The organism is Thiothrix subterranea, from assembly GCF_016772315.1.
Lineage (GTDB): Bacteria > Pseudomonadota > Gammaproteobacteria > Thiotrichales > Thiotrichaceae > Thiothrix > Thiothrix subterranea.
The window spans coordinates 2,728,833-2,751,583 of sequence record NZ_CP053482.1 but is presented as its reverse complement, the minus strand read 5'-3'; the positions used below and the strand labels follow the sequence as shown (position 1 = coordinate 2,751,583).

19 protein-coding genes and 1 pseudogene are annotated in these 22,751 nt (G+C 50.9%); 3 read left to right on the top strand and 17 right to left on the bottom strand.

Going from position 1 to position 22,751, the window contains the following annotated elements; translation table 11 throughout:
* Window positions 1-178 precede the first annotated feature (178 nt).
* Window positions 179-1,240, top strand: a complete 1,062-nt coding sequence (locus tag HMY34_RS13670) for an IS701 family transposase (protein ID WP_202716024.1) — start codon at window positions 179-181, stop codon at window positions 1,238-1,240.
* Window positions 1,241-1,242: 2 nt separating this feature from the next.
* On the opposite strand, the gene HMY34_RS13665 is transcribed toward HMY34_RS13670, so the two are convergent.
* The 13 genes and pseudogenes from HMY34_RS13665 to HMY34_RS13605 form a co-directional block, all read right to left on the bottom strand.
* Window positions 1,243-1,872, bottom strand: a complete 630-nt coding sequence (locus HMY34_RS13665; protein ID WP_202716023.1) for an amidase domain-containing protein — start codon at window positions 1,870-1,872, stop codon at window positions 1,243-1,245.
* Window positions 1,873-2,049: 177 nt separating this feature from the next.
* The gene (locus HMY34_RS13660; protein WP_202716022.1) at window positions 2,050-2,478 is read right to left on the bottom strand and encodes a F0F1 ATP synthase subunit epsilon; all 429 of its coding nucleotides are present in this window, start codon (window positions 2,476-2,478) and stop codon (window positions 2,050-2,052) included.
* Window positions 2,479-2,487: 9 nt separating this feature from the next.
* Window positions 2,488-3,357 (bottom strand): annotated as a pseudogene (gene atpD / locus HMY34_RS13655) (F0F1 ATP synthase subunit beta); the annotation flags it as partial.
* 451 nt (window positions 3,358-3,808) lie between these two features.
* Window positions 3,809-7,903: an RHS repeat-associated core domain-containing protein gene (locus tag HMY34_RS13650; RefSeq protein WP_202716021.1), complete on the bottom strand. Its 4,095-nt coding sequence runs from the start codon at window positions 7,901-7,903 to the stop codon at window positions 3,809-3,811.
* A gap of 173 nt (window positions 7,904-8,076) precedes the next feature.
* Entirely contained in the window at window positions 8,077-8,505 is a 429-nt protein-coding gene (locus HMY34_RS13645; RefSeq protein WP_202716020.1) for a F0F1 ATP synthase subunit epsilon, read from the bottom strand.
* A 9-nt stretch (window positions 8,506-8,514) separates the two neighbouring features.
* Window positions 8,515-9,891: a F0F1 ATP synthase subunit beta gene (atpD, locus tag HMY34_RS13640; protein WP_202716019.1), complete on the bottom strand. Its 1,377-nt coding sequence runs from the start codon at window positions 9,889-9,891 to the stop codon at window positions 8,515-8,517.
* 47 nt (window positions 9,892-9,938) lie between these two features.
* Complete coding sequence (atpG, locus tag HMY34_RS13635) at window positions 9,939-10,796, bottom strand: F0F1 ATP synthase subunit gamma (protein ID WP_202716018.1); 858 nt, start codon at window positions 10,794-10,796, stop codon at window positions 9,939-9,941.
* A 15-nt stretch (window positions 10,797-10,811) separates the two neighbouring features.
* Complete coding sequence (gene atpA / locus HMY34_RS13630) at window positions 10,812-12,353, bottom strand: F0F1 ATP synthase subunit alpha (RefSeq protein ID WP_202716017.1); 1,542 nt, start codon at window positions 12,351-12,353, stop codon at window positions 10,812-10,814.
* A 27-nt stretch (window positions 12,354-12,380) separates the two neighbouring features.
* The gene (locus HMY34_RS13625) at window positions 12,381-12,917 is read right to left on the bottom strand and encodes a F0F1 ATP synthase subunit delta (RefSeq protein WP_202716016.1); all 537 of its coding nucleotides are present in this window, start codon (window positions 12,915-12,917) and stop codon (window positions 12,381-12,383) included.
* An 11-nt stretch (window positions 12,918-12,928) separates the two neighbouring features.
* Window positions 12,929-13,399, bottom strand: a complete 471-nt coding sequence (locus HMY34_RS13620) for a F0F1 ATP synthase subunit B (RefSeq protein ID WP_202716015.1) — start codon at window positions 13,397-13,399, stop codon at window positions 12,929-12,931.
* A gap of 43 nt (window positions 13,400-13,442) precedes the next feature.
* Window positions 13,443-13,730, bottom strand: a complete 288-nt coding sequence (gene atpE / locus HMY34_RS13615; RefSeq protein WP_202716014.1) for a F0F1 ATP synthase subunit C — start codon at window positions 13,728-13,730, stop codon at window positions 13,443-13,445.
* Between the two features lie 86 nt (window positions 13,731-13,816).
* The gene (atpB, locus tag HMY34_RS13610; RefSeq protein WP_202716013.1) at window positions 13,817-14,671 is read right to left on the bottom strand and encodes a F0F1 ATP synthase subunit A; all 855 of its coding nucleotides are present in this window, start codon (window positions 14,669-14,671) and stop codon (window positions 13,817-13,819) included.
* 41 nt (window positions 14,672-14,712) lie between these two features.
* A complete protein-coding gene (locus HMY34_RS13605) occupies window positions 14,713-15,063 on the bottom strand; it encodes an ATP synthase subunit I (protein ID WP_202716012.1) in 351 nt (116 codons plus the stop codon).
* Between the two features lie 222 nt (window positions 15,064-15,285).
* Here HMY34_RS13605 and HMY34_RS13600 point away from each other — a divergent pair, with 222 nt between their 5' ends.
* Window positions 15,286-15,774 carry a thioredoxin family protein gene (locus HMY34_RS13600; protein ID WP_202716011.1) on the top strand — a complete coding sequence of 163 codons (489 nt, stop codon included), beginning with the start codon at window positions 15,286-15,288 and terminating at the stop codon, window positions 15,772-15,774.
* 47 nt (window positions 15,775-15,821) lie between these two features.
* On the opposite strand, the gene HMY34_RS13595 is transcribed toward HMY34_RS13600, so the two are convergent.
* Both HMY34_RS13595 and HMY34_RS13590 read right to left on the bottom strand, forming a co-directional pair.
* Window positions 15,822-16,568 (bottom strand): LytR/AlgR family response regulator transcription factor, encoded by a 747-nt coding sequence (locus HMY34_RS13595; protein WP_202716010.1) that lies wholly within the window; start codon window positions 16,566-16,568, stop codon window positions 15,822-15,824.
* A 6-nt stretch (window positions 16,569-16,574) separates the two neighbouring features.
* Complete coding sequence (locus tag HMY34_RS13590; RefSeq protein ID WP_202716009.1) at window positions 16,575-17,606, bottom strand: sensor histidine kinase; 1,032 nt, start codon at window positions 17,604-17,606, stop codon at window positions 16,575-16,577.
* A gap of 249 nt (window positions 17,607-17,855) precedes the next feature.
* Between HMY34_RS13590 and argH the strand changes: the two genes are divergently transcribed.
* Window positions 17,856-19,256 carry an argininosuccinate lyase gene (gene argH, locus HMY34_RS13585; protein WP_202716008.1) on the top strand — a complete coding sequence of 467 codons (1,401 nt, stop codon included), beginning with the start codon at window positions 17,856-17,858 and terminating at the stop codon, window positions 19,254-19,256.
* Window positions 19,257-19,301: 45 nt separating this feature from the next.
* Here argH and lspA read toward each other — a convergent pair whose 3' ends face one another.
* Together lspA and ileS are read right to left on the bottom strand one after the other, a co-directional pair.
* Window positions 19,302-19,823, bottom strand: a complete 522-nt coding sequence (gene lspA / locus HMY34_RS13580; RefSeq protein WP_202716007.1) for a signal peptidase II — start codon at window positions 19,821-19,823, stop codon at window positions 19,302-19,304.
* Window positions 19,816-22,635: an isoleucine--tRNA ligase gene (gene ileS, locus HMY34_RS13575; protein WP_202716006.1), complete on the bottom strand. Its 2,820-nt coding sequence runs from the start codon at window positions 22,633-22,635 to the stop codon at window positions 19,816-19,818. The genes lspA and ileS overlap by 8 nt, the downstream gene beginning before the upstream one ends.
* Window positions 22,636-22,751: the final 116 nt, after the last annotated feature.

The window sequence follows — 22,751 nt, the reverse complement described above, 5'->3', positions numbered from 1 at the left end:
AGCGAATGTATCCTGTCGGTCGATAGACATAAAAGGCTGTTGCTTTATTATCACCAGTCCATACATCCCCAAGCCCCTTATCTGGCTGATTTTTATATGGATACCCGTTTTGATAAGTTAACCGAACATTATTATCTGATGTTACGCACTCCCTAGCCGAGTCGTCTATATTCCAGTGATGAACCAGAACCGCCTAGACCTCTACACCGACTACCTGAGCGTGACGTTTGGTTACGCCACGGCGACAGGCTTATCTCAAATGCTGGATGGTCAAGTCAGCCATGATGCGATCAGCCGCTTCCTGTCCGAACGCGACTACACCTCGAAAGACCTTTGGAAACAGGTCAAAAGTCTCGTCCGTGAGGTTGAATCGGATGATGGGGTTCTCATCATTGATGACACGGTGGAAGAAAAGCCCCATATGGACGAAAACGACCTGATTTGCTGGCATTATGACCACTGCCTAGGACGGAACATCAAGGGCATCAATTTAGTGAACTGCCTCTACCACGCGAACGACACCTCCATTCCGGTTGCGTTTGAACTGGTACGTAAACCACTGCGTTATTGTGACCTCAAAACCCGGCAAGAAAAGCGGTGCAGTGACATCACCAAGAATGAACAGATGCGGGCTATGATTGATGCCACTATCCAGAATCAGGTGAAATTTTCATGGATTCTGACAGACATCTGGTTCGCATCCAGCGAAAACATGGAACACATCAAGCAAACCCGGCACAAGGACTTCATCATGGCACTGAAAAGCAATCGGCTGGTGGCCTTGAGCGAAGCTGCTCGCAAGGAAAAACGTTACACCCGGCTCGACCAACTGGAATGGTCAGAACAACACGCCGTCACGGGCTGGCTGAAGGGGCTGAATTTCCCCGTCAGGCTTGTCCGGCAAGTCTTTACAAACAAGGATGGCAGCAGCGGCATTTTGTATCTGGTCTGTAGCAAGCTGGACGCTGAGTGGGACGAAATCACCTCACTCTACCAAAAACGGTGGAAAGTGGAGGTCTTTCACAAATCGCTCAAGTCCAATGCCGCCTTTGCCAAGTCGCCTGCCCACACACCCAGGACACAAGCCAACCATCTATTTGCCTCGATTGTTGCCGTGTTCAAGATGGAATGTTTGACTGTGAGGAAAAAACTTAACCACTTTGCCCTCAAAGCAAAACTCTACCGCAAAGCCATCAAGGCGGCTTTTGAGGAGTTGCTCGCTTTTCGGGCTACTGCGTAACATCAGTTATTATACTTAGATGCTTGCGTCCAATCAAACCAGCCTTCCGGCTTGGTTGCTGTAACAATCATCGTATGCTGTACTGCCGCTTGACCATACTTAAAGTCAAAATCTGCAAAAATTATGTCACCGACTTTTATCAATTTTGGATCAAGAGGCAATAAACCTCCATTATTCCAAGCTGTCCTTGTAACATATGCCATTCTCAATCCTCTTCCAGAATTACCGGAAGTTGAAGTTGCGCCTCGAGAATACACGAACATACCTTGCGCACCACGCCAAGCAACTGATTGGCTGGCATCAGATACAGAATTTTTTGTGAAAAACCATTCGCTCCGAATGGTTTTTGGAAACTTACCAGCGATCAATGACTTATTGAGAGCTACGGGACTACTCGTATTCAGAAGTCCACCACTAATGGATTGATTGGCAAAGTTAGTGCAATTTCCTGCATCTACTTGAGCATTTCCGTAGAGATCAGGAAAGGGATTTTTTGTATTTCCTGATCCATAAGGAGTATTGACATGGTTAATAGCATAAGTTTTAGCCATTACTGGAAGATAAGATTCTGCTTGCACTGCAAGACTCGACAAAGACAGCACAAGAAACAACAAACTAGTAACCTTTTTCATAAGCAAACCTCATTTCATTAATAATTTCAATGAGGATGAATTATATCTATACGACAAAAAAAAAAATCAATCACTATTATTAGTTTTTTGGATTGTTTTGTTATCGTTACGTGTAAGTGACACAAATAAAAAAAGCCCCCAGATGGGAGCTTTTTCGTGTTGCGGACTCGTCGAAACTCAGTGACCGCGTGCTTTACCAATCCGGTGCAGCATTTCGATCTGCGCCTTCGCCGCTTCCAGCTCAGATTGGATCGCCTCATAATCGAGGTCTTCCGGGTCTTTGCCTTGCAGCGCGTCGGTAGCTTGCTTCATCGCTTCGCGGGCGGCAGCCTCATCGAGGTCTTCCGCACGCATCCCGGTGTCAGCCAATACCGTCACAACGTGTGGCTGAACTTCCAGTACACCGCCAGAGACGAACAGCGATGCCATCGCGCCTTCGGTGGTTTTGTACTGCAATTCGCCTGCACGCAGCTTGGAAATCAACTGCGAGTGACGCGGCATAATGCCTAAGTCACCCATTGCACCCGGTGCAATCACTTCTTCGACCATGCCGGAGAACAACGATTGTTCTGCCGTCACTACGTCCAAATGAAATGTCATCGCCATGATGCCCCCTTAGAGCTTCGTAGCTTTTTCAACAACTTCGTCGATGCCGCCGACCATGTAGAACGCTTGTTCTGGCAAGTGGTCGTATTCACCGTTGAGGATGGCTTTGAAGCTGCTCAAGGTTTCTTTCAGGGTAACGTATTTACCCGGTGAACCTGTGAACACTTCCGCTACGAAGAACGGCTGAGACAGGAAGCGTTGGATACGACGCGCCCGACCGACGACTTGTTTGTCTTCGTCAGAGAGTTCGTCCATACCCAAGATCGCGATGATGTCCTTGAGTTCTTTGTAACGTTGCAGGATACCTTGCACGCCACGCGCTACGCTGTAGTGTTCTTGACCAACAACCAGCGGGTCAAGCTGACGCGAGGTGGAGTCAAGTGGGTCTACCGCTGGGTAAATACCCAGTTCCGCGATATTACGTGACAATACCAGTGTCGCATCCAAGTGGGCGAACGTGGTGGCTGGGGATGGGTCAGTTAAGTCATCCGCAGGAACGTAAACCGCTTGGAACGAGGTGATCGAGCCAGTTTTGGTGGAAGTGATACGCTCTTGCAGTGCGCCCATTTCTTCCGCCAATGTTGGCTGATAACCTACCGCAGATGGCATACGACCCAACAGTGCGGATACTTCCGTACCCGCCAGTGTGTAACGGTAGATGTTGTCAACGAACATCAGAACGTCACGACCTTCGTCACGGAAATGTTCCGCCATGGTCAGACCCGTCAACGCTACGCGCAAACGGTTGCCGGGTGGTTCATTCATCTGACCGTAAACCAGTGCTACCTTGTCGATAACGCCGCCTTCTGTCATTTCGTGGTAGAAGTCGTTACCTTCACGAGTCCGTTCACCAACGCCCGCAAACACGGACAAACCGCAAAAAGGCTTCTGAAGAAGCCTTTTTGCGGTTTTGTGGGGTTATGACCTACCGAGATAGTTTAGATGCTTTTATGCGGCTAATTATGAAATATATCAATAACCATGGTAGGGAATAAATTATTCCATACAACCATCCGAAAACATTTGCAAATGCAATTCTTGCTCCATCGTTTGTTACTTCTTCAATAAGGTCAGAACGCCCCTTTTGAATCAGTTCATCTAAATACTCAAAATAGAACAGAACCCCAAAAAATGCAGAACCCCAACAAACAAAAATAATAACTAAGTATATCAACCACCACGGAATTATTTTCCATTGATAACGAACAACAAATAAGACTGGCGGGGTTAATAAAAAAATCAACCAACACGCGACATAAAAAATATAACTCACAACTAATTAACCTCAATGTTTTCCGCATGACATTACTCAAAGAATAGAACAATAGAGTTATAAGTTTACATTTCCATAAAAATCATAATTTATTTTGTAGACTGTTCCACCAACCTCGTTACCATTTCCTAATGGATCTTGAAATTTATCTCGAATATAAAAATGCAAATCGCACTTTTTGTTTTTACATATGGCATCTCGAAAAAAAGTGCTATGCCCTACAGAAAACAATGGATCAATCGCGCTGCTGCCTGTAACATTTGTCGTCACTTTGTCAGATACGCTCATTTTGTATGACTTAACTTTATTCTTAAAAGAGTATGTTGCCCCGAATACTGAATTACTTTTTTCAAAATCCCCTCCAAGACCAACATTACTTGACCCCAAATTAACTGCTGCGCCTTTTCCAAAATAATAATGAGACACAAAACTCGCAGTGCCCCACTTGTTACCTAACAAGTCAATAAGGCTAAGTGGATTTCCCAACACATACCCAAACGAATTCATCCCCCCACCCAACCCAATCGGGTCACTCTGCACATAGCGCCCAGTCTGCGGGTTGTAGTCACGATGGAAGTTGTAATGCAGCCCGGTTTCGGCATCGAAGATCTGTCCGAGGAAACGCTGGTTGTAGTGCAAACTCAAACCATCCTTATCTGGGTCTGCGTCGGGTAACGTTTCGCCAAATGGCTTGCTGTCCCATGCCCAGACGGTTTTACCACTGGCATCGGTGATAACGCGCGGGGTGTCAATTTGGTCTGCGTAGATACTGTAAATGTTGCCGTTTTGGATGACTGCTACGGGCGTGCCGCCAAAGTAAACCGTTTCAGTTGCCTGCTGTGCCGCCCCGTTTTGGTTAGTTTGGCTGTATTCACCGATAATGCGGTCGTTGTCCCATGCGTACAGCGTCGTTCCCGTTGGGGTGGTTTTCTTTACCCGCTGGTCGTCGGCGTTGTAGCTGTAAGCGGTTGTACCGTCCACACTGGCAAGGCGGTTCTGGGCGTTGTAGGTATAGGTGTGTGAGCCATCGTTGAGCAAGTTGCCGTCGGCATCTTGCGCTTGGGCGGTGTTGCCGATCTGGATCAGGCGGTTGCTGTTGGGTTGGATTCCGTAAGCGGTGGTGTTGCCGTTGTCGGTCTTGGCGGTGCGGTTGCCGTTGGGGTCATATTGGAACGCTTGCGCTTCGTTGGCTGCGTTGTAACCATCCAGACGGTCAAGCAGGTCGTAGCTGAAATGCTTAGTTTTGGCGGCATCGCTATTGTCGTCCCAACCTGTGATATTGCCTACAGTGTCATAGCTGAGAGTGCGGACAGTGCCACCGAGTGGGAAGGTTTTTAATTTGTCGTTGGCATCGTAGGTTTTGGTGTAGGTCGTGCCGTCCGCCCATTGCCAGCTTGCCACCTGCCCTGCTGAGGTGTAGCGGATGTTGCTCATGTACGCTTGCCCATTGAGGCTGATTCCCGTCAGTTTATCTTGCTGGTAAGTGTAGCCAACATTTGCACCACTGGGGAGAATTTCGCTTTGCAGCTTGCCATCAGCGGTGTAAGTGTAGCTATGGGCTAAGACTGCGTTGCCGATAGTTTGTTCCTTGCGGGTGGTTCTGCCTTCGGTGTCATATTGGTAAGTGGTGCTGCCGCTGCCGTCGGAGAGGGTGCAAAGCCTGCCGATACCGTTGCTGCAATGGTCGTATGTCCAAGTGGCGGTACTGCCATCCTGCCATGTGATTTTGACCTTGCGGTTGAGCAGGTCGTAGTCATGCGTAGCAGTGTTGCCGTTGGCATCCGTGCTGGTTTTGGGGTTGCCGCTGATGTCGTGGGTGTAAGTGGTGTTGCCACGGTCGGGGCTGGTTTCACCTGTCATACGCTTGAAGTTGTCGTAGGCGTAGGTGGTGGTTGCACCGTTGGCGACAATGACAGTGGTGCGGTTGCCCTCGGCATCGTAGGCGTATTGAGTGATACCACCTGCTGCATCGGTGGTTTTGACCAAGCGGTTTTGTGGGTCGTACTCGTGGGTGGTGATGCGCCCTGCCTCATCGGTGACACTGGTTTGGTTGCCTGCCTTGTCGTAGCCGTAAGTGGTCACGTTGCCGTCGGCATCGGTGGATTTTTCCAATTGGTTTAGGGCGTTATAGTCGCGGCGGCTGGTTTGGCGGGTGTTGCCTGACGCATCGGTGAGGCTTTCGGTTAGCTGGTTGCCGTTGCTATCGTAAGTGTAGGTGGTGGCAGTGCCTTGCGCGTCGGTGGTGCTGGCGGTGTTGCCTGCGGTGTCATAAGCGGTGGTACTGGTGCTGCCGTCGGGGTAGGTGGTTTTGGTTTGGCGACCTGCCGCGTCGTAGGCGTAGGTGGTGGTTTGCCCGTTGGTGGTGGCACTGGTCAAGCGTCCGGCTACATCGTAGACGGTGGTGGTGATCAAACCGTTTTCGTCCTGTGTCTTCAGGGCACGTCCAGCGGCATCGTACTCCAGCGTTTTGCTGCTTTGGTTAAGGGCATTGGTGACGCTGGTCTGGTTGCCTGCGGTGTCATAATCATACGTGGTCGCTGCACCGTTCGGGGCGATAGTTTCCGTGGGTTGCCCTGCGTCGTTGTAGGCAATGGTGCTTTCCTGCACTTCGTAGCCTGCGGCTTTGAGTTGGGCGCGGCTGCTGATGCTGCGCATCGCTTGTAGCTGGGTGGTGGCACTTCTCGCGGACATCCGGCTGGCGGTAGCTGCTGGGCTGCCTGTGGTGGTATTGGTGAGTTTGCCGTCATTGTCGTATTCGTACAGCGTGACCATGCCCGCCGCAACCTGCTTGCTGGGTTTGCGGAATTGGGGATGCCATTCCGTTACCGTGGTACGGGCTTGGGCTGTGCCAGCGGCGGTGGTCGTGGATTCGGGCAAGCCACGGGCGTTCCATGTGATCAGCGTGACCAAGCCGTTTTTGTCCACGGTTTTGGTCGGATAGCCGTTGGTGTCGTATTCGGTGGTTTCCACTGCACCTGCGCTATCAGTGCTGCGGGTTGCCCGTGCGAGGCTTTGGATAATGCTGTGGGCGTAGCTGTCGGTAGTGTTATTGGCTACGTCGGTGACATTGGTTTCTGCGCCATTGTAGGCAAAGGCACGGGCTTGTGTGCCTGTTGCGGCTTCGGCATGAATGACGCGCCCTTCGGTGTCGTAGGTGTAACGGGCAACCACTGCGCCTGTTGCGTCGGTGATGCTGTCGAGCTTGCCGTCGGTATAGGTATAACTCTGGGTGCTGCCGTCGGGGAGTGTCACTTGTGACAGTTTGCCGTCTGCGCCGTAGGCATAGGCGGTTGTGCCTGCGGCACTTTTGGCTTGGCTGAGTTTGCCGTCGGTGTAGCTGAAGGTGAGGGTTTGCCCGAAGGGGCTGGTGACTATTTCCAATTGCCCCGTGCTGTTGTAGCTGAGGGTGGTGGTTTGCCCTTGTGGGTTGGTGATGGCGGTGAGTTTGCCGTCGGTGGTGTAGGTTTCGGTGTTGCCGTCTGGGGTGGTGACATCCCAACCATTGGCAGTGGATTCCAGTTGGTAGGGTTCGCGGGTGGTGGTTGCCCATTCGCCGTTTTGTTCGTAGAAGGTGATGTGGCTACCGTCGGCACGGGTGAGGATGTGGACGGGGTAGCTGCTGTTGCCGTCGCTGCCTTGCACGGGCAGACGGGCGACGGTTGTGCCGTTGAGTTTGAGTTCACACAAGCCCGCGTTGAACACAGCATCAGCGGTTTGCAGTTGCCCGTTGTAGGCACTGCCGTTGATTTGTTGCCAGCCGGATTCGCAGGCGGTTTCAGCATCGGGGTATTCGGGGCTTTTTGCGCCTTGCCATTCGGTGGTGGGGATGCCGCCTGCATCGAGGCTGCTGCTGTAGTTGTGCTGCCAACCGCCCAATGCGTCAGGGGTGATACCTTCGGAGGAATATTGACGGGATAATTCTAATTGGCTAGTGGCAAGATCACTGGCGGCATACGCCATTTTTCCGCTGAAAACGTCAACACCAGCAACACTTGCGCTGTTTCCTGCCACTTCCGGGGCGAGGTAGTAACGGCTGGCAACCTTAGTGGCATTACCGTTAGTCTGATTCAAGTTATTGTTATTATTGTCATTACAGGCAGTAGTGGCGAGTGCAGTCAGTACCGCAGTCGCTAGCAGTCGGCGTGAGATCATGGTGTAGCCCCTATGAATTAGTTATTTCGATAGGTTGGCATTTTATCGACATGATAAAAAAAAAAATCAATAAATATTTTTAATTATTTTTTACTTATTACATGAACCTTTTTCCCAGACAGCAAAAAGGCTGCACTAGGCAGCCTTTCTGGTTTTTGCGGACTTGCCGAAACTCAGTGACCGCGTGCTTTACCAATCCGGTGCAGCATTTCGATCTGCGCCTTCGCTGACTCTAGCTCAGTCTGGATCGCCTCATAATCGAGGTCTTCCGGGTCTTTGCCTTGCAGCGCGTCGGTGGCTTGCTTCATCGCTTCGCGGGCGGCGGCCTCGTCGAGGTCTTCCGCACGCATCCCGGTGTCAGCCAATACTGTCACCACGTGTGGCTGAACTTCCAGCACACCACCAGAGACGAACAGCGATGCCATCGCGCCTTCAGTGGTTTTGTACTGCAATTCGCCTGCACGCAGCTTGGAAATCAACTGCGAGTGACGCGGCATAATGCCTAAATCACCCATTGCACCCGGTGCAATCACTTCTTCGACGATACCAGAGAACAACGACTGTTCTGCTGTTACCACGTCCAAATGAAATGTCATCGCCATGATGCCCCCTTAGAGCTTCGTAGCTTTTTCAACAACTTCGTCGATGCCGCCGACCATGTAGAACGCTTGTTCTGGCAAGTGGTCGTATTCACCGTTGAGGATGGCTTTGAAGCTGCTCAAGGTATCTTTCAGGGTAACGTATTTACCCGGTGAACCTGTGAACACTTCCGCTACGAAGAACGGCTGAGACAGGAAGCGTTGGATACGACGCGCCCGACCGACGACTTGTTTGTCTTCGTCAGAGAGTTCGTCCATACCCAAGATCGCGATGATGTCCTTGAGTTCTTTGTAACGTTGCAGGATACCTTGCACGCCACGCGCTACGCTGTAGTGTTCTTGACCAACAACCAGCGGGTCAAGCTGACGCGAGGTGGAGTCAAGCGGGTCTACCGCCGGGTAAATACCCAGTTCCGCGATATTACGTGACAATACCAGTGTCGCATCCAAGTGGGCGAACGTGGTGGCTGGGGATGGGTCAGTTAAGTCATCCGCAGGTACGTAAACCGCTTGGAACGAGGTGATTGAGCCGGTTTTGGTGGAAGTGATACGCTCTTGCAGTGCGCCCATTTCTTCCGCCAGTGTTGGCTGATAACCTACCGCAGATGGCATACGACCCAACAGTGCTGATACTTCCGTACCCGCCAGTGTGTAACGGTAAATGTTGTCAACGAACATCAGAACGTCACGGCCTTCGTCACGGAAGTATTCCGCCATGGTCAGACCAGTCAACGCTACGCGCAAACGGTTGCCAGGTGGTTCATTCATCTGACCGTAAACCAGTGCTACCTTGTCGATAACGCCGCCTTCCGTCATTTCGTGGTAGAAGTCGTTCCCTTCACGAGTCCGTTCACCAACGCCCGCAAACACAGACAAACCGCTGTGTTGCTTAGCGATGTTGTTGATCAGTTCCATCAGCGTTACGGTTTTACCTACACCCGCACCACCGAACAGACCGATTTTACCACCCTTGGCAATTGGCATGATCAGGTCGATAACCTTGATGCCCGTTTCCAGAATGTCGATACCGGATGACAATTCATCATACGCCGGTGGCGCACGGTGGATTGGCATTTTCTTGTCGTGAACGATGTCGCCAGCGTTATCAATCGCTTCGCCCAATACGTTCATCACGCGCCCCAATGTGCCTGTTCCGACTGGAACAGAGATTGGTGCACCTGTATTCACCACTTGCATACCGCGCTTTACGCCGTCAGACGTACCCATCGCGATAGTGCGTACAATGCCGTCGCCCAACTGCTGTTGGACTTCCAAGGTCAAACCTTGGTCGGCTACTGTTAACGCATCGTAGACCGCTGGCACAGCAGAGCGTGGGAATTCCACGTCAACAACCGCGCCGATGACTTGAACGATGTTTCCAGTACTCATTATTCAGTACCTCACTAAAATTTAAAATCTGTGAACCCGCGCCAGCCTTAGACCGCTGAAGCACCCGCAACAATCTCGGAAATTTCCTGAGTGATTGCCGCTTGACGCGCCTTGTTGTAGATCAGCTTCAAATCATCAATCATCGTACCGGCATTGTCGGAGGCGCTCTTCATGGCGACCATCCGCGCTGCCATTTCACAAGCCACGTTTTCAACCGCGCCTTGGTAAATGAGTGATTCAATGTAACGCTGCATCAACGCATCAATGACTTCTTTCGACTCAGGTTCGTAGAGATAGTCCCAATGGTGCTTGATTGAATCCGCGCCAGCAGCCACGACCGGGATGAGCTGAGTCACCTGCGGTTTTTGCGTCATGCTGTTAACGAATTCATTCTCGACCAAGAAAAGGCGATCAATCCGGCCTTCCTCGTAAGCATCCAACATCACCTTGATCGTGCCGATCATATCCGCCACTTTTGGGGCATCGCCCATGTGGGTTTTCTGAGCGACAATCCCGTAACGCCGAAACGCCGCCGCAGCCTTGGCACCGAAAACGCAGATGTCCACTTCGACATCCTGCTTTCTCCAGTCCGCAATGCTACGCAACGCCTGCTTAAACAAGTTGACGTTCAAACCACCACACAAGCCCCGATCAGAGGACATAATGATGTAGCCAACCCGTTTCACGGTTTCGCGCGTCTGGGTATAAGGGTGTTTATACTCAAGATGACCTGCTGCCAAATGACCCACCACTTGACGCATTTTTTCAGCATAGGGGCGGCTGGCTTTCATCCGGTCTTGCGCACGGCGCATTTTGGATGCAGCAACCATCTCCATTGCTTTGGTGATCTTCTTGGTATTACTAATGCTCTTGATCTGGCTTAGTATTTCTTTACCACCTGCCATAGGAATAACCTCCCATTACCAAGTGTTTTTCGACTTGAAAGTTTCCAGTGCTTTTTTCATTGCACTTTCAATCTCGCCGTTGAAATCACCTTTTTCGTTGATCTTGTCCAACAGAGCCTTCTCGGAAGAACGAAGGTAGCTCAGCATTGCTGCTTCAAAATCCACGATTTTCTTCGCGTCTACGTCGTCGAGGAAACCCTCGTTGGCGGCGTACAGGGAGAAAGCCATTTCTGCTACGGACAGCGGGGAGAATTGCGGCTGTTTCATCAGTTCAGTTACACGTTGACCACGCGCCAAAGACTTACGAGTGCCTTCGTCGAGGTCAGAGGCGAACTGTGAGAACGCTGCCAATTCACGGTACTGAGCAAGCGCCAAACGCACACCACCACCGAGTTTCTTGATGATCTTGGTTTGTGCAGCACCACCGACGCGGGATACTGACAGACCTGCGTTAATCGCAGGACGGATGCCCGCGTTGAACAGGTCGCTTTCCAAGAAGATCTGACCGTCAGTGATCGAGATTACGTTGGTCGGTACGAATGCAGAAACGTCACCACCTTGGGTTTCGATGATCGGCAACGCGGTCAATGAACCGGTTTGACCTTTCACAGCACCATTGGTGAATGCTTCAACGTATTCAGCGTTAACGCGGGAAGCGCGTTCCAGCAAACGGGAATGCAGGTAGAAAACGTCCCCTGGATACGCTTCACGACCCGGTGGGCGGCGCAGCAACAGGGACACTTGACGGTAAGCCCATGCTTGCTTGGTCAAGTCGTCGTATACGATCAGCGCGTCTTCGCCACGGTCACGGAAATATTCACCCATCGTGCAACCCGCGTAAGGCGCGAGGTACTGCATGGATGCTGGGTCAGCCGCCGTAGCCGCAACCACAACGGTGTATTCCAGTGCGCCGTACTCTTCGAGTTTGCGTACTACGTTAGCAACGGATGACGCTTTCTGACCAATCGCGACGTAAACGCATTTTACGTTTTTGCCTTTTTGGTTGATGATTGCGTCAACAGCTACCGCTGTTTTACCGGTTTGGCGGTCGCCGATGATCAACTCACGTTGACCACGACCAACGGGTACCATTGCATCCAGTGCTTTCACACCGGTTTGCATTGGCTGGTCAACCGATTTACGTTCAATAACGCCCGGAGCCATACGCTCAATCGGCGCGAAACCGTCGTTTTCAACCGGGCCTTTACCGTCAATCGGGTTGCCCAGTGCGTTAACGACGCGACCCAGCAAACCACGACCGTGTGGTACTTCTAAGATACGACCAGTACATTTTACGGTGTCGCCTTCAGTGATACCTTTGTAATCACCTAGGACAACCGCACCGACAGAATCGCGCTCCAGATTCAATGCCAGACCGTAAGAACCGTTAGAGAATTCGATCATCTCGCCAGACATTACATCGCCAAGCCCGTGAAGGCGGACGATACCATCCGTAACGGAGACAACCGTACCCTCAGTGCGAGCTTCAGCACCGGACTCAAAGCTGCTAATGCGCTTTTTGATCAGGTCACTGATTTCAGTTGGGTTAAGTTGCATATGCTATTCCTCAATTATCGGCTGGGCTTAACGCGCCAACGCCGCCTTCATATCTTTCAGCCTGCTTTGGATTGAGCCGTCAATCACCAAGTCACCGGCGCGAATAATTGCGCCACCCATTAAAGAGGGGTCAACTGTAGTGACGAGCTTAATCTCACGTCCCAAGCGTTTTTGGAGTGCCGCAGCAATGGTCTGCTGCTGGTCATCGCTCATTTTCCGTGCAGAAATAATTTCCGCTTCAATTGCGCCTTCCGCTTCCGCCTTCATTTGTTCAAAGAGGGTGGAAATTTCAGGTAACAAGGTGAAACGGTCATTCTCCGCCAGTGCCTTGAGCAGATTGCGACCTTGGTCGTCGAGTGCATCGCCTGCAATCTCGCCGAATACTGTCGCTTTCTGTTCTTTGGTCATGCGAGGATGAGCCAACAAGGCAGATGAACCGTCAGCCGCGACTACCGCAGACATGGCTGCCAGTTGCGCTGACCATTCGGTCAGTTTCCCGGCTTCCTGCGCCATCTCAAATACCGCACGGGCATAGGGACGGGCAGCGGTTGTCAAATCAGACATGGTTCACCACCTTAAATTTGCGCAGCCAGTTCATCCAATGCTTTGGCGTGAGCTTTAGCATCAATTTCCTTACCAAGAATTTTCTCCGCACCCGCCACTGCTAATGCAGAGACTTGAGTCCGCAAACTTTCACGCGCACGTGAAACTTCCTGTTCGATGTCCGCTTGGGCTGCGATTTTCACGCGGCCTGCTTCTTCGACAGCAGCAGTCTTGGCTTCGTCAACGATTTCCGCTGCACGCTTTTGACCTTGCGCAACGATTTCGGCAGCTTCAGCTTTGGCTTTTTTCAGCTCATCCAATGCGTGCTTGCGAGCCAATTCTTCTTCGTGCTTGCCTTTTTCGGCAGCGGCAAGACCATCGGCGATACGCGCCTTACGGTCTTCCAGCACTTTCAGCATCGGTTCCCACAGTACGCTCTTGACGAACCAGACCAAGATCGAAAAAACGATCATCTGACCAATCAGGGTTGCAGTTACGTTCATGTTAACCTCCGAATGTTAGTAACAACGTTTAACAATCGGGGAATTAACCAGCGCCCAGTGCTGCTTTAGCTGCGCCGATGAACGGGTTAGCAAAGATGAACCACATGGAGATACCCAGAACGATCATTGGGAATGCTTCCATCAAACCACCGGTAAACAGCATTTGACCAGTCAACTGTGCACGCATTTCAGGTTGGCGAGCGATGCCTTCGATAAATTTAGAACAGATCATACCCCAGCCCAGTGCTGAACCCAGACCAGCAGCAGCCAAGATAATGCCAACGCCTACCGCAGTGTAGGAATAGATCATTGCAATTGAAGTTGCATCCATTGTGAAGTCTCCAAGAAAAGTTAAAAATCAAAAAATAAAACTAAAAAACGGTTTTGGTGGGCGACCACCGGTCGCCCCTACAGCTATTAATGGTCTTCGCCGCTCTGACTGGCTAATCCCAGATACACGATGGTCAGCAGCATAAAGATGAATGCTTGCAATGGTACGACCAGCATGTGGAAGATTGCCCAGAGTGAACCCAACGCGATCTGTGCAGGCATTGCCCAAACCGAGAATGCCAACAGTGCAATCAACAGGAACAGCAATTCACCTGCGAACATGTTTCCGAACAAACGCAGGCCGAGACTGACGGGCTTAGCCACTTCTTCAATCGCGGTCATGACAATGTTCACGGGCATCAGGTAAGGACCAAACGGGTGAAACAGGAATTGCTTGATGTAACCCCACAACCCTTTGTGCTTGATATTGTAGAAGATGATCAGCGCAAACACGGACAGTGCCAGTGCAAACGTGGTATCCAAGTTGGTAGTAGGGACAACTTTCAGGTAGACATGGTGCGGGTCAACACCAAACAAACCCGCGATACCACTCGCCAAAGCGGGCAGCAAGTCGGCTGGCAAGAAGTCCATTGAGTTCATCAACAGAACCCACATAAAGATGGTAATTGCCAATGGCCCGATCAGGCTGTCAGCATTGGGGAAAATGTCTTTTACTTGTTGATTGACGAACTCAACAATGGTTTCCGCAACGTTTTGCGCCCCGGTAGGCGTATCAGGATTCAGATTTTTGCCGATTTTCCAAGCAAAGAAAGCAAGCAAACCTGCGAGTAACACACTAAACAACATCACATCGACGTGGATCACGCTGAAGTCAACAATCTTGACTTGCTCACCGTGTTCAACGCCAACGCTCCAGTTGGTCAGATGGTGTTGGATGTACTCAACAGGATTTGAGATTGCTGGCGCATTTGATTCGCTCACAATTCACTCCGTACACAAAGTTAAAAAATCTCGTGCTGGCATCACTCGACTTGGCGAGTTCCCATCAGCATGTAAGCAAGTTGCGACACCATAAAGGTGGCTAATAATGGCACAGGGGACAATTTCAAGTAGCCTAATCCGAACCCTAGCGCAACTAACACAAATACAAATCGTTGTACCACACCAAAATACAAAGCATTGACGCTCTGCTGTGGACTGGTTTTTGCTATCTCACCCGCTTGCGTCACACGCCGTGATAGCAGCAAAGTGTTAGCGAGTGCAATCGCACCACCGTAAAATGCAGGCAACAATGCTGGTTCACCTTGATACGTCCATGACACTAACACAGCGGCCAGCATCAAGATGAATTGAATAATAAGTATGCGTCGCATCTGTTCCTCTGGAGCGGGCTAAATCATAACCTGCTCTCGCCTAAATCCCGATGGAGTATAAATACATACTAATATACGGTCAACCACTAGGGCTTACCCTGACCCATTAAGCAATAGGGCAGCATTATATATCCCTTTTGGCATATCCCGCTACAACAAAATGCTCTATATTTTGTCTACAAAGTTTAATAACGATAACGGCTTATCTTGAGGAAAAATTTCATGCACACAAACCCAACCTTCATCACCAATTGGTTGTTTGCCCTCGCGTTATGGGTGACATCACTCGCACCAACAGCCATTGCCGCAGAAGCCATTCCTGAAGCCAACGACTTTCAGGCGCTGCAACAAGAAATGCAACGCAAGGGAATACCATTGCTGTTAGCCGTGCGTGCTGATTATTGCGGATTTTGCCGACAGCTCGAAACCGAACACTTGGAACCCATGCTTCGCAGTGGTCAATACGATGCGCGGATTTTGATTCGTCGCTTTGACTTAGGCAGTGAGCAAACCGTTGTTGATTTTAATGGTGAGCGGATTGATGCTGACGAATTTGCAGCAAGGCATCAAGCATCGTTAACGCCGACACTGTTATTTTTGGATGCAGAAGGCAAGGAGGTGGCGGAACGTCTGCTTGGCTACAACAGCCCAGACTTTTACGGTGCTTACTTAGAAGACGCCATTACCACAGCACAACGCGCACTGAATTAACGGCAAAAAATAGGGGCATGATAACCTCACGCCCCAAACAGGAGAAATTAACGGTTACGCACGAATCGACGCACTTCAGCCAAATGGCGGCGGCTCACTTCCAGTTGATCGTTGACGTTATCCAGTACAATCTGCGTGCGCCCAACGGAAGATTTTGACAACCCCGCAATCGCACTTTTAGACACCAATGCATTGCGATGGATGCGGATAAAACGATCAGCCAGATCGGTTTCCAGTGATTTCAATGACTCTTCGATGATAACCTCGCCTTTTTTGTGACGCACGGTCACGTATTTTTGGTCAGCTTGGAAATACACCACATCTTCAATGGGAATCAACTCAAGGTTGCCACGCATCCGCGCACAAATGTGCTTCCGTGACAGCAGATTGCGACCCTCACGGTTTTCCAGCGCCTCCATACGTTGCGCACGGTTGAGTGAACGGGCTTGTTCCAGACTTTGTAATAGTTGTTCTTGTCTAATAGGCTTCATAAGATACCCTGTTGCTTTTGTTGAAAAGGCTTCTAAAGCATACTCACCATACGCTGTGGTGAATATGACGGCTGGTGGGCTATCCATGCCCGAAATGTGCCGAGCCGCTTCCAACCCATCCATACCGGGCATGGAAATATCCATGAGCACGATGTCGGGCTGATAACGTTCGGTCATAATCACTGCATCCACCCCGTTTTCGGCTTCTGCACAAACTCCGTAATCGACTTGGCTGGCTAATAATCCTTTGATGCGAGCACGGGCATATTCCTCATCATCAACGATTAACACTTTCAATGTCATAATTTTTTACTCCTTGGGGATGGAAAATGAAACCCGGTATTGTTGTACGTTTTTCTGGATTTTTAAGTTGGCACGGTCGCCATAAGCAAGATGCAAGCGATTCACCATATTTTCCTGGGCAATGTGATTCCCCTTGGTATGCGTGCTCATACCAGAAGGCGGCAATGGGTTAGTCACACAAACCTCCAGTCTGTCTCCAGCGTCATACAAACTGACCGTCAACAAACCACCATCCTGACGCGGCTGAATACCGTGGTACACGGCATTTTCGACCAAGGGCTGCAACAAAAACGGCGGAATATCCATATCCAGCGGCAAACTGTTTTGATCCATATCGAGCTTGATGTGTAACCGTTTTTCACCCAAGCGCAAACTTTCCATACGCAAATACGCCAGTGTTAACTCTAACTCTTCTTTGAGTGCGATCCGTGACCGCTTATCAAGTGTAAGGCGCATAATATCGGCTAAGTCCAACAACGCCGCTTCCGCCTTGTTCGGATCAATGTGTACCAAGTGCGCAATGGTATTTAAGCTATTGAAAAGGAAGTGTGGGCGCATCCGCGCTTGCAGGGCATCGTATTTAGCAGCGGAATCCGCCTCGACGGTTTCCTCCCACTGACCATGAATATAAAAATACCGCAGCAGCACCACCGTAATGAGCAGGCTGATCACCAAATTTTTGAAGACAAATAACGTATTCCCTACCGCATCATTATTGCCAGACATCAACAAGCCCAGCACAGAAGCCAACAGGGTAAACCCCGTAACGGTCGCCAGCACAATCGCAGAAGCATGAAAAACGCTTGGTTTGGTTAATAAGCGACTCACAAAGCACAGCGTAAAAATGGAAGCTAACGTTACCCACAGCACAAACAGCGAGTGCAGCCCCAAACTGACAAAGAAACCGCGCAAATCCGTTGTCACCACCAAGGCCAACACCATAGCCAATAATTCAGCAGCCAACACAGCCCGCAACAACGCAGGAGGAGCACAAAGACTAGGCAAATAACTTAAGGTTTTTCCATTGAATGACGGCATTTTTTGCTCTCAATCAGACAGATAACGCACAACTTCAGAGTTGCAACGCTTCATTCTGACCCAGTTGTAATGGTTTATATTTTTTATAATTCCCTGACCTGTCATAGCAGGCTGAGCATTTCCTTGTATACTAACGGCAACTAACGTTGCACAAATACGACATTAAGGATTGCGTTTTTTTATTCTTCCACAATGTGATAATGTTTAGCAACTTCTTTTAACAACTTGATGAAAATTCAACATTAACTCATGAGCCAACAACCATCAGACAATGCCAAGGACAAACCTTGGGGCGGACGTTTCAGCGAATCTACCGATGCCTTCGTTGAAGCATTCACCGCATCCATCCCTTTTGATAAGCGCCTGTACCGGCACGACATCCAAGGGTCTCGTGCCCATGCCCGCATGTTGGGTAAAACAGGCTTATTAAACACCATTGAAGTTGAACAAATCCTGAGTGGACTCGACGAAATTGAACGTTCCATCGAAACCGGTGAATTGGAATGGAAAATTTCGCTCGAAGACGTGCACATGAATATCGAAGCCCGCCTCACCGACCGCATCGGTATTGCTGGCAAAAAGTTACACACCGGCCGCTCACGCAATGACCAAGTAGCCACCGATGTGCGCCTCTGGCTGCGTGACCAAGTAGACGGCATCAGCCACGAATTACGCCGCCTGCAACACGCTCTGGTTGACCTTGCCGAACGCGAAGCCGACACCATCCTCCCCGGCTTCACGCATTTACAAGTAGCACAACCGATCACGTTTGGGCATCACATGCTGGCATGGTTTGAAATGTTGCAACGTGACTTCGAGCGCTTGCAAGATTGCCGCAAACGCATCAATGTCATGCCGTTGGGTGCAGCCGCGTTAGCAGGCACGACCTACCCAATCGACCGCTTGTATACGGCTGAATTACTTGGCTTTGACCACCCCGCCCGTAATTCACTGGATGCCGTCAGTGACCGTGATTTCGCAATCGAATTCACCTCTGCCGCTGCACTCATTATGATGCACTTGTCACGCTTCTCAGAAGAACTGGTGTTGTGGACATCCGCGCAATTTGACTTCATTCGCCTACCGGATCGCTTCTGCACCGGCTCATCCATCATGCCGCAGAAGAAAAATCCCGATGTACCGGAATTGGTGCGCGGCAAAAGTGGGCGCGTCTTCGGGCATTTATTCGCTCTGCTGACCTTAATGAAAGGCCAACCGCTGGCATACAACAAAGACAATCAGGAAGACAAAGAACCGCTGTTTGACACGGTGGATACACTATTGGGCAGCTTGCGTGCATTCGCTGACATGATGCCGCACGTCCAACCCAAGCCGGAAAAAATGCGCAAAGCCGCGATGCAAGGCTTCTCCACCGCCACCGACCTCGCCGATTATTTGGTACGTAAAGGCTTACCGTTCCGCGATGCGCACGAAGTCGTCGGCAAAGCGGTGGCCTTGGGTGTAGAAACCGAGCGTGATCTCAGTGAAATGCGCTTGGAAGAACTGCAAGCGTTTTCCAACACCATCACCGATGATGTGTTTGCTGTCCTGACGTTGGAAGGTTCGGTCGCTGCCCGTGACCATTTAGGGGGTACAGCGCCTGCGCAAGTGAAACAACAAGTTATTATTGCCCGCGAACGCATCGCCTGATTCCGTAGGGGGCGCACTTCCATGTGCGCCCCATATTTAATATTCCTACTCGATCTGATCCGCCGCAAACAGGCTCAAGAACACCAATAAAACCGCGCCGCAGGTAATCGCAATATCAGCGACATTAAACACGGCAAAATGATAATTTTCCATTACGAAGGGAATATCAAAGTACACGTCAATAAAATCAATAACCTTGCCGTACAACAAGCGGTCTATTAAATTACCAATCGCACCGCCCAACACAAGGGTTAGCCCCACTGCCGCCCAAATCCGCGTTTTTCTCAACTTACGCAGCCAATTGATAATAAAAACACTCACCACAATCGCTAAAGCCGCAAACAACCAACGCTGAATACCGCCCAAATCAGACAAGAAGCTAAAAGCCGCGCCGGTATTGTACGCAAGGGTCATATTCAAATGCGGAATTACCGCAAACGACTCACCCATTTCCAAATTGGCTTCTGCCATCCACTTGGTTAACTGATCGACCGCAATCACGACCGCAGATAACCACAACCAAGTCAACATCCCCGTGTCAGAGGAAAGGGAACGAAAACTACGCATAGTGACGCACCTCCCCAACCCCGTCGACATTATCAATGCACCGCCCGCACAATTCCGGGTGCTCGGTATGACTGCCGACATCCTCACGGTGATGCCAGCAGCGCGTACACTTGCCATGCTCAGAACGGGAAACGCGCACAAAAACATGTTCCAAAATTTCCACCGCATCGGCTGGCACTACCGCCAAATCGTGCAAATGCACCGCAGACGTGATGAACACAAAACGCAACTCATCGCCCAGTTTCAGCAACGAATCCGCACTCACTTCTGGGCTGCCTTTGCGGTAATAAATCGCCACTTCCGCATCCAAACTCGCCCCAATCTGACCGGCAACCCGCACCGCTTCCAATTGCTTGCTAACCAATTCGCGCAACGCAAACACGTAACTCCACTCACTCGCGGACAATTTATCGCTGGCATCCAAGCGGAACAGCCCGTCATACCATTGCGTAAACAGCACGAAATCTTCGGCTTTTTCACCCGGCATACTCTGCCAGATTTCTTCAGCGGTAAAACTCAACACCGGATACAACCAACGCACCAGCGCATTCAAAATGTGCCACGCCGCCGTTTGTGCCGAACGCCGCCCAAGGCTACCTGCCTGCATGGTGTACTGGCGGTCTTTGGTAATATCGAGGAACAAACTGCCCAATTCAACGGTACAGAAGTTCAACACTTCCTGCGCAATCAAGTGGAAATTAAAATGATCGTAAGCCGCCAGCACTTTGTCTTGCACTTGCGCGGCTTGGTCTACCGCCCAACGATCCAACGGCAGCATCTCGGCGGCGGGAACAAGATCGGTTGCCGGATTAAAGTCGTTCAAGTTTGCCAGCAAGAAACGCGCGGTGTTACGAATCCGCCGATACGCATCCGCCGTGCGCTTGAGGATTTCATCAGAAACCGACATTTCGCGGCTGTAGTCGGTCGAAGCAACCCACAAACGCAGAATGTCCGCGCCCAAAGAATCCGTCACCTTTTGCGGCACGACGATATTGCCCTTGGATTTGGACATTTTCTCGCCCTTACCATCCACCACGAAACCGTGGGTCAACACTGTGCGGTAAGGTGCTGTGCCGCGTGTGCCGATTGCCGTCAGCAAGGATGACTGGAACCAACCACGATGCTGATCAGACCCTTCCAAATACACATCTGCCGGGAATTGCAGATCGGCGCGGCGTTCCAGCACCGACGCATGGGTAACGCCCGAATCGAACCACACATCCAGCGTGTCGCCGACTTTATCGTAATGCGGCGCATCCGATCCCAGCAATTCCTCCGCCGTCAAACTGAACCACGCATCAATACCGTGTTGCTCAATCCGCTGTGCCACCGCTTCAATCAATGCAGGTGTTTGCGGGTGCAATGCGCCGGTTTCCTTATTGATAAACAACGCAATCGGCACACCCCAAGTACGCTGGCGTGAAATACACCAATCGGGGCGATTTTGCACCATGCCCTCAATCCGCGCCTTGCCCCAATCGGGAATCCACTTCACGCCCTGAATCGCCGCCATCGCTTGGGTGCGCAACCCATTTTGCTCAAGGCTGATAAACCATTGCGGTGTCGCCCGGAAAATCAGCGGGGTTTTATGCCGCCAGCAATGCGGGTAACTGTGGCGCAACTTATCCGCTTTCAGCAACTTGCCGCGCTCGGTCAGCACTTCCAAGACGTGTGGATTGGCTTTGTGAACCGATTCACCCGCAAACAATTCGGTATTCGGCAAGAAACAGCCGTCGTTGCCCACCGGATTATCCACCGGCAAGCCGTATTTCAAACCCACCACAAAGTCTTCCTGACCGTGACCGGGCGCAGTATGCACCGCACCAGTACCCGCTTCGGTGGTGACGTGATCACCCAAAATCACGGGGACTTGCCGGGCGTAAAAGGGGTGTTGCAGCAGCAAGCCCTCTAACTTGTCGCCCGTGCAACGTGCCAGAATCGTGTGTTCGCTAATCTCTGCGCGTTGCAATACCGCTTCCAACAAGGCTTCCGCAACGATCAAACGCTCGGTAGCGGTTTGCAGCACCACGTATTCCAATTCAGGGTTCAACGCCACCGCTTGGTTTGCAGGCAATGTCCAGGGCGTGGTTGTCCAAATCACCACGGACAAATCGCCCTGCCCCGCCGCGTCTGGCACACGCGCCAATAATGCCGCCTCATCCGCCACGGTAAAACGCACATCAATTGAAAACGAGGTTTTATCCGCGTATTCCACTTCTGCTTCCGCCAACGCCGAACCGCAATCGGTACACCAATGCACCGGCTTTGCGCCCTTGTGCAAATGCCCGTTCGCCGCAATTCGCCCCAACGCCCGCACAATGTCGGCTTCGGTTTGGAAATCCATCGTCAAATACGGGTTTTCCCAATCGCCCAGCACGCCCAGACGTTTAAAATCTTTGCGTTGCAAGTCGATCTGTTCCGCCGCGTATTCACGGCACGCCTTGCGGAACACAAACGCATCCACTTTATCGCCCGCTTTGCCGAGTTTTTCTTCGACTTTTAACTCAATCGGCAAGCCGTGACAGTCCCAACCCGGCACGTAGGGCGCGTCAAAACCACCCAAGGTTTTGCTTTTCACAATAATGTCTTTGAGGATTTTATTGACGGCATGACCAATATGAATCGTTCCGTTCGCATACGGCGGGCCATCGTGCAGAATGAACTTGGGGCGACCGTGCGCTTTGGCACGCAATTGTTGGTAAAGCTGGCGCTTTTCCCAATCTGCCAGCATCCCCGGCTCACGTTTAGCCAAGTCGCCGCGCATTGGAAACAGCGTATTAGGCAGATTGAGAGTGTGCTTGTAGTCCGTCATCGTTCGATCCTATTGTCTTCTTGAGGCGTGTGCCATGCCGTAAGTGCCGAAGAATACCAAGTTTTACCTTAAAAACCGATAGATTACCGTCAGATTAAAGTCTTTTCACGCGACCG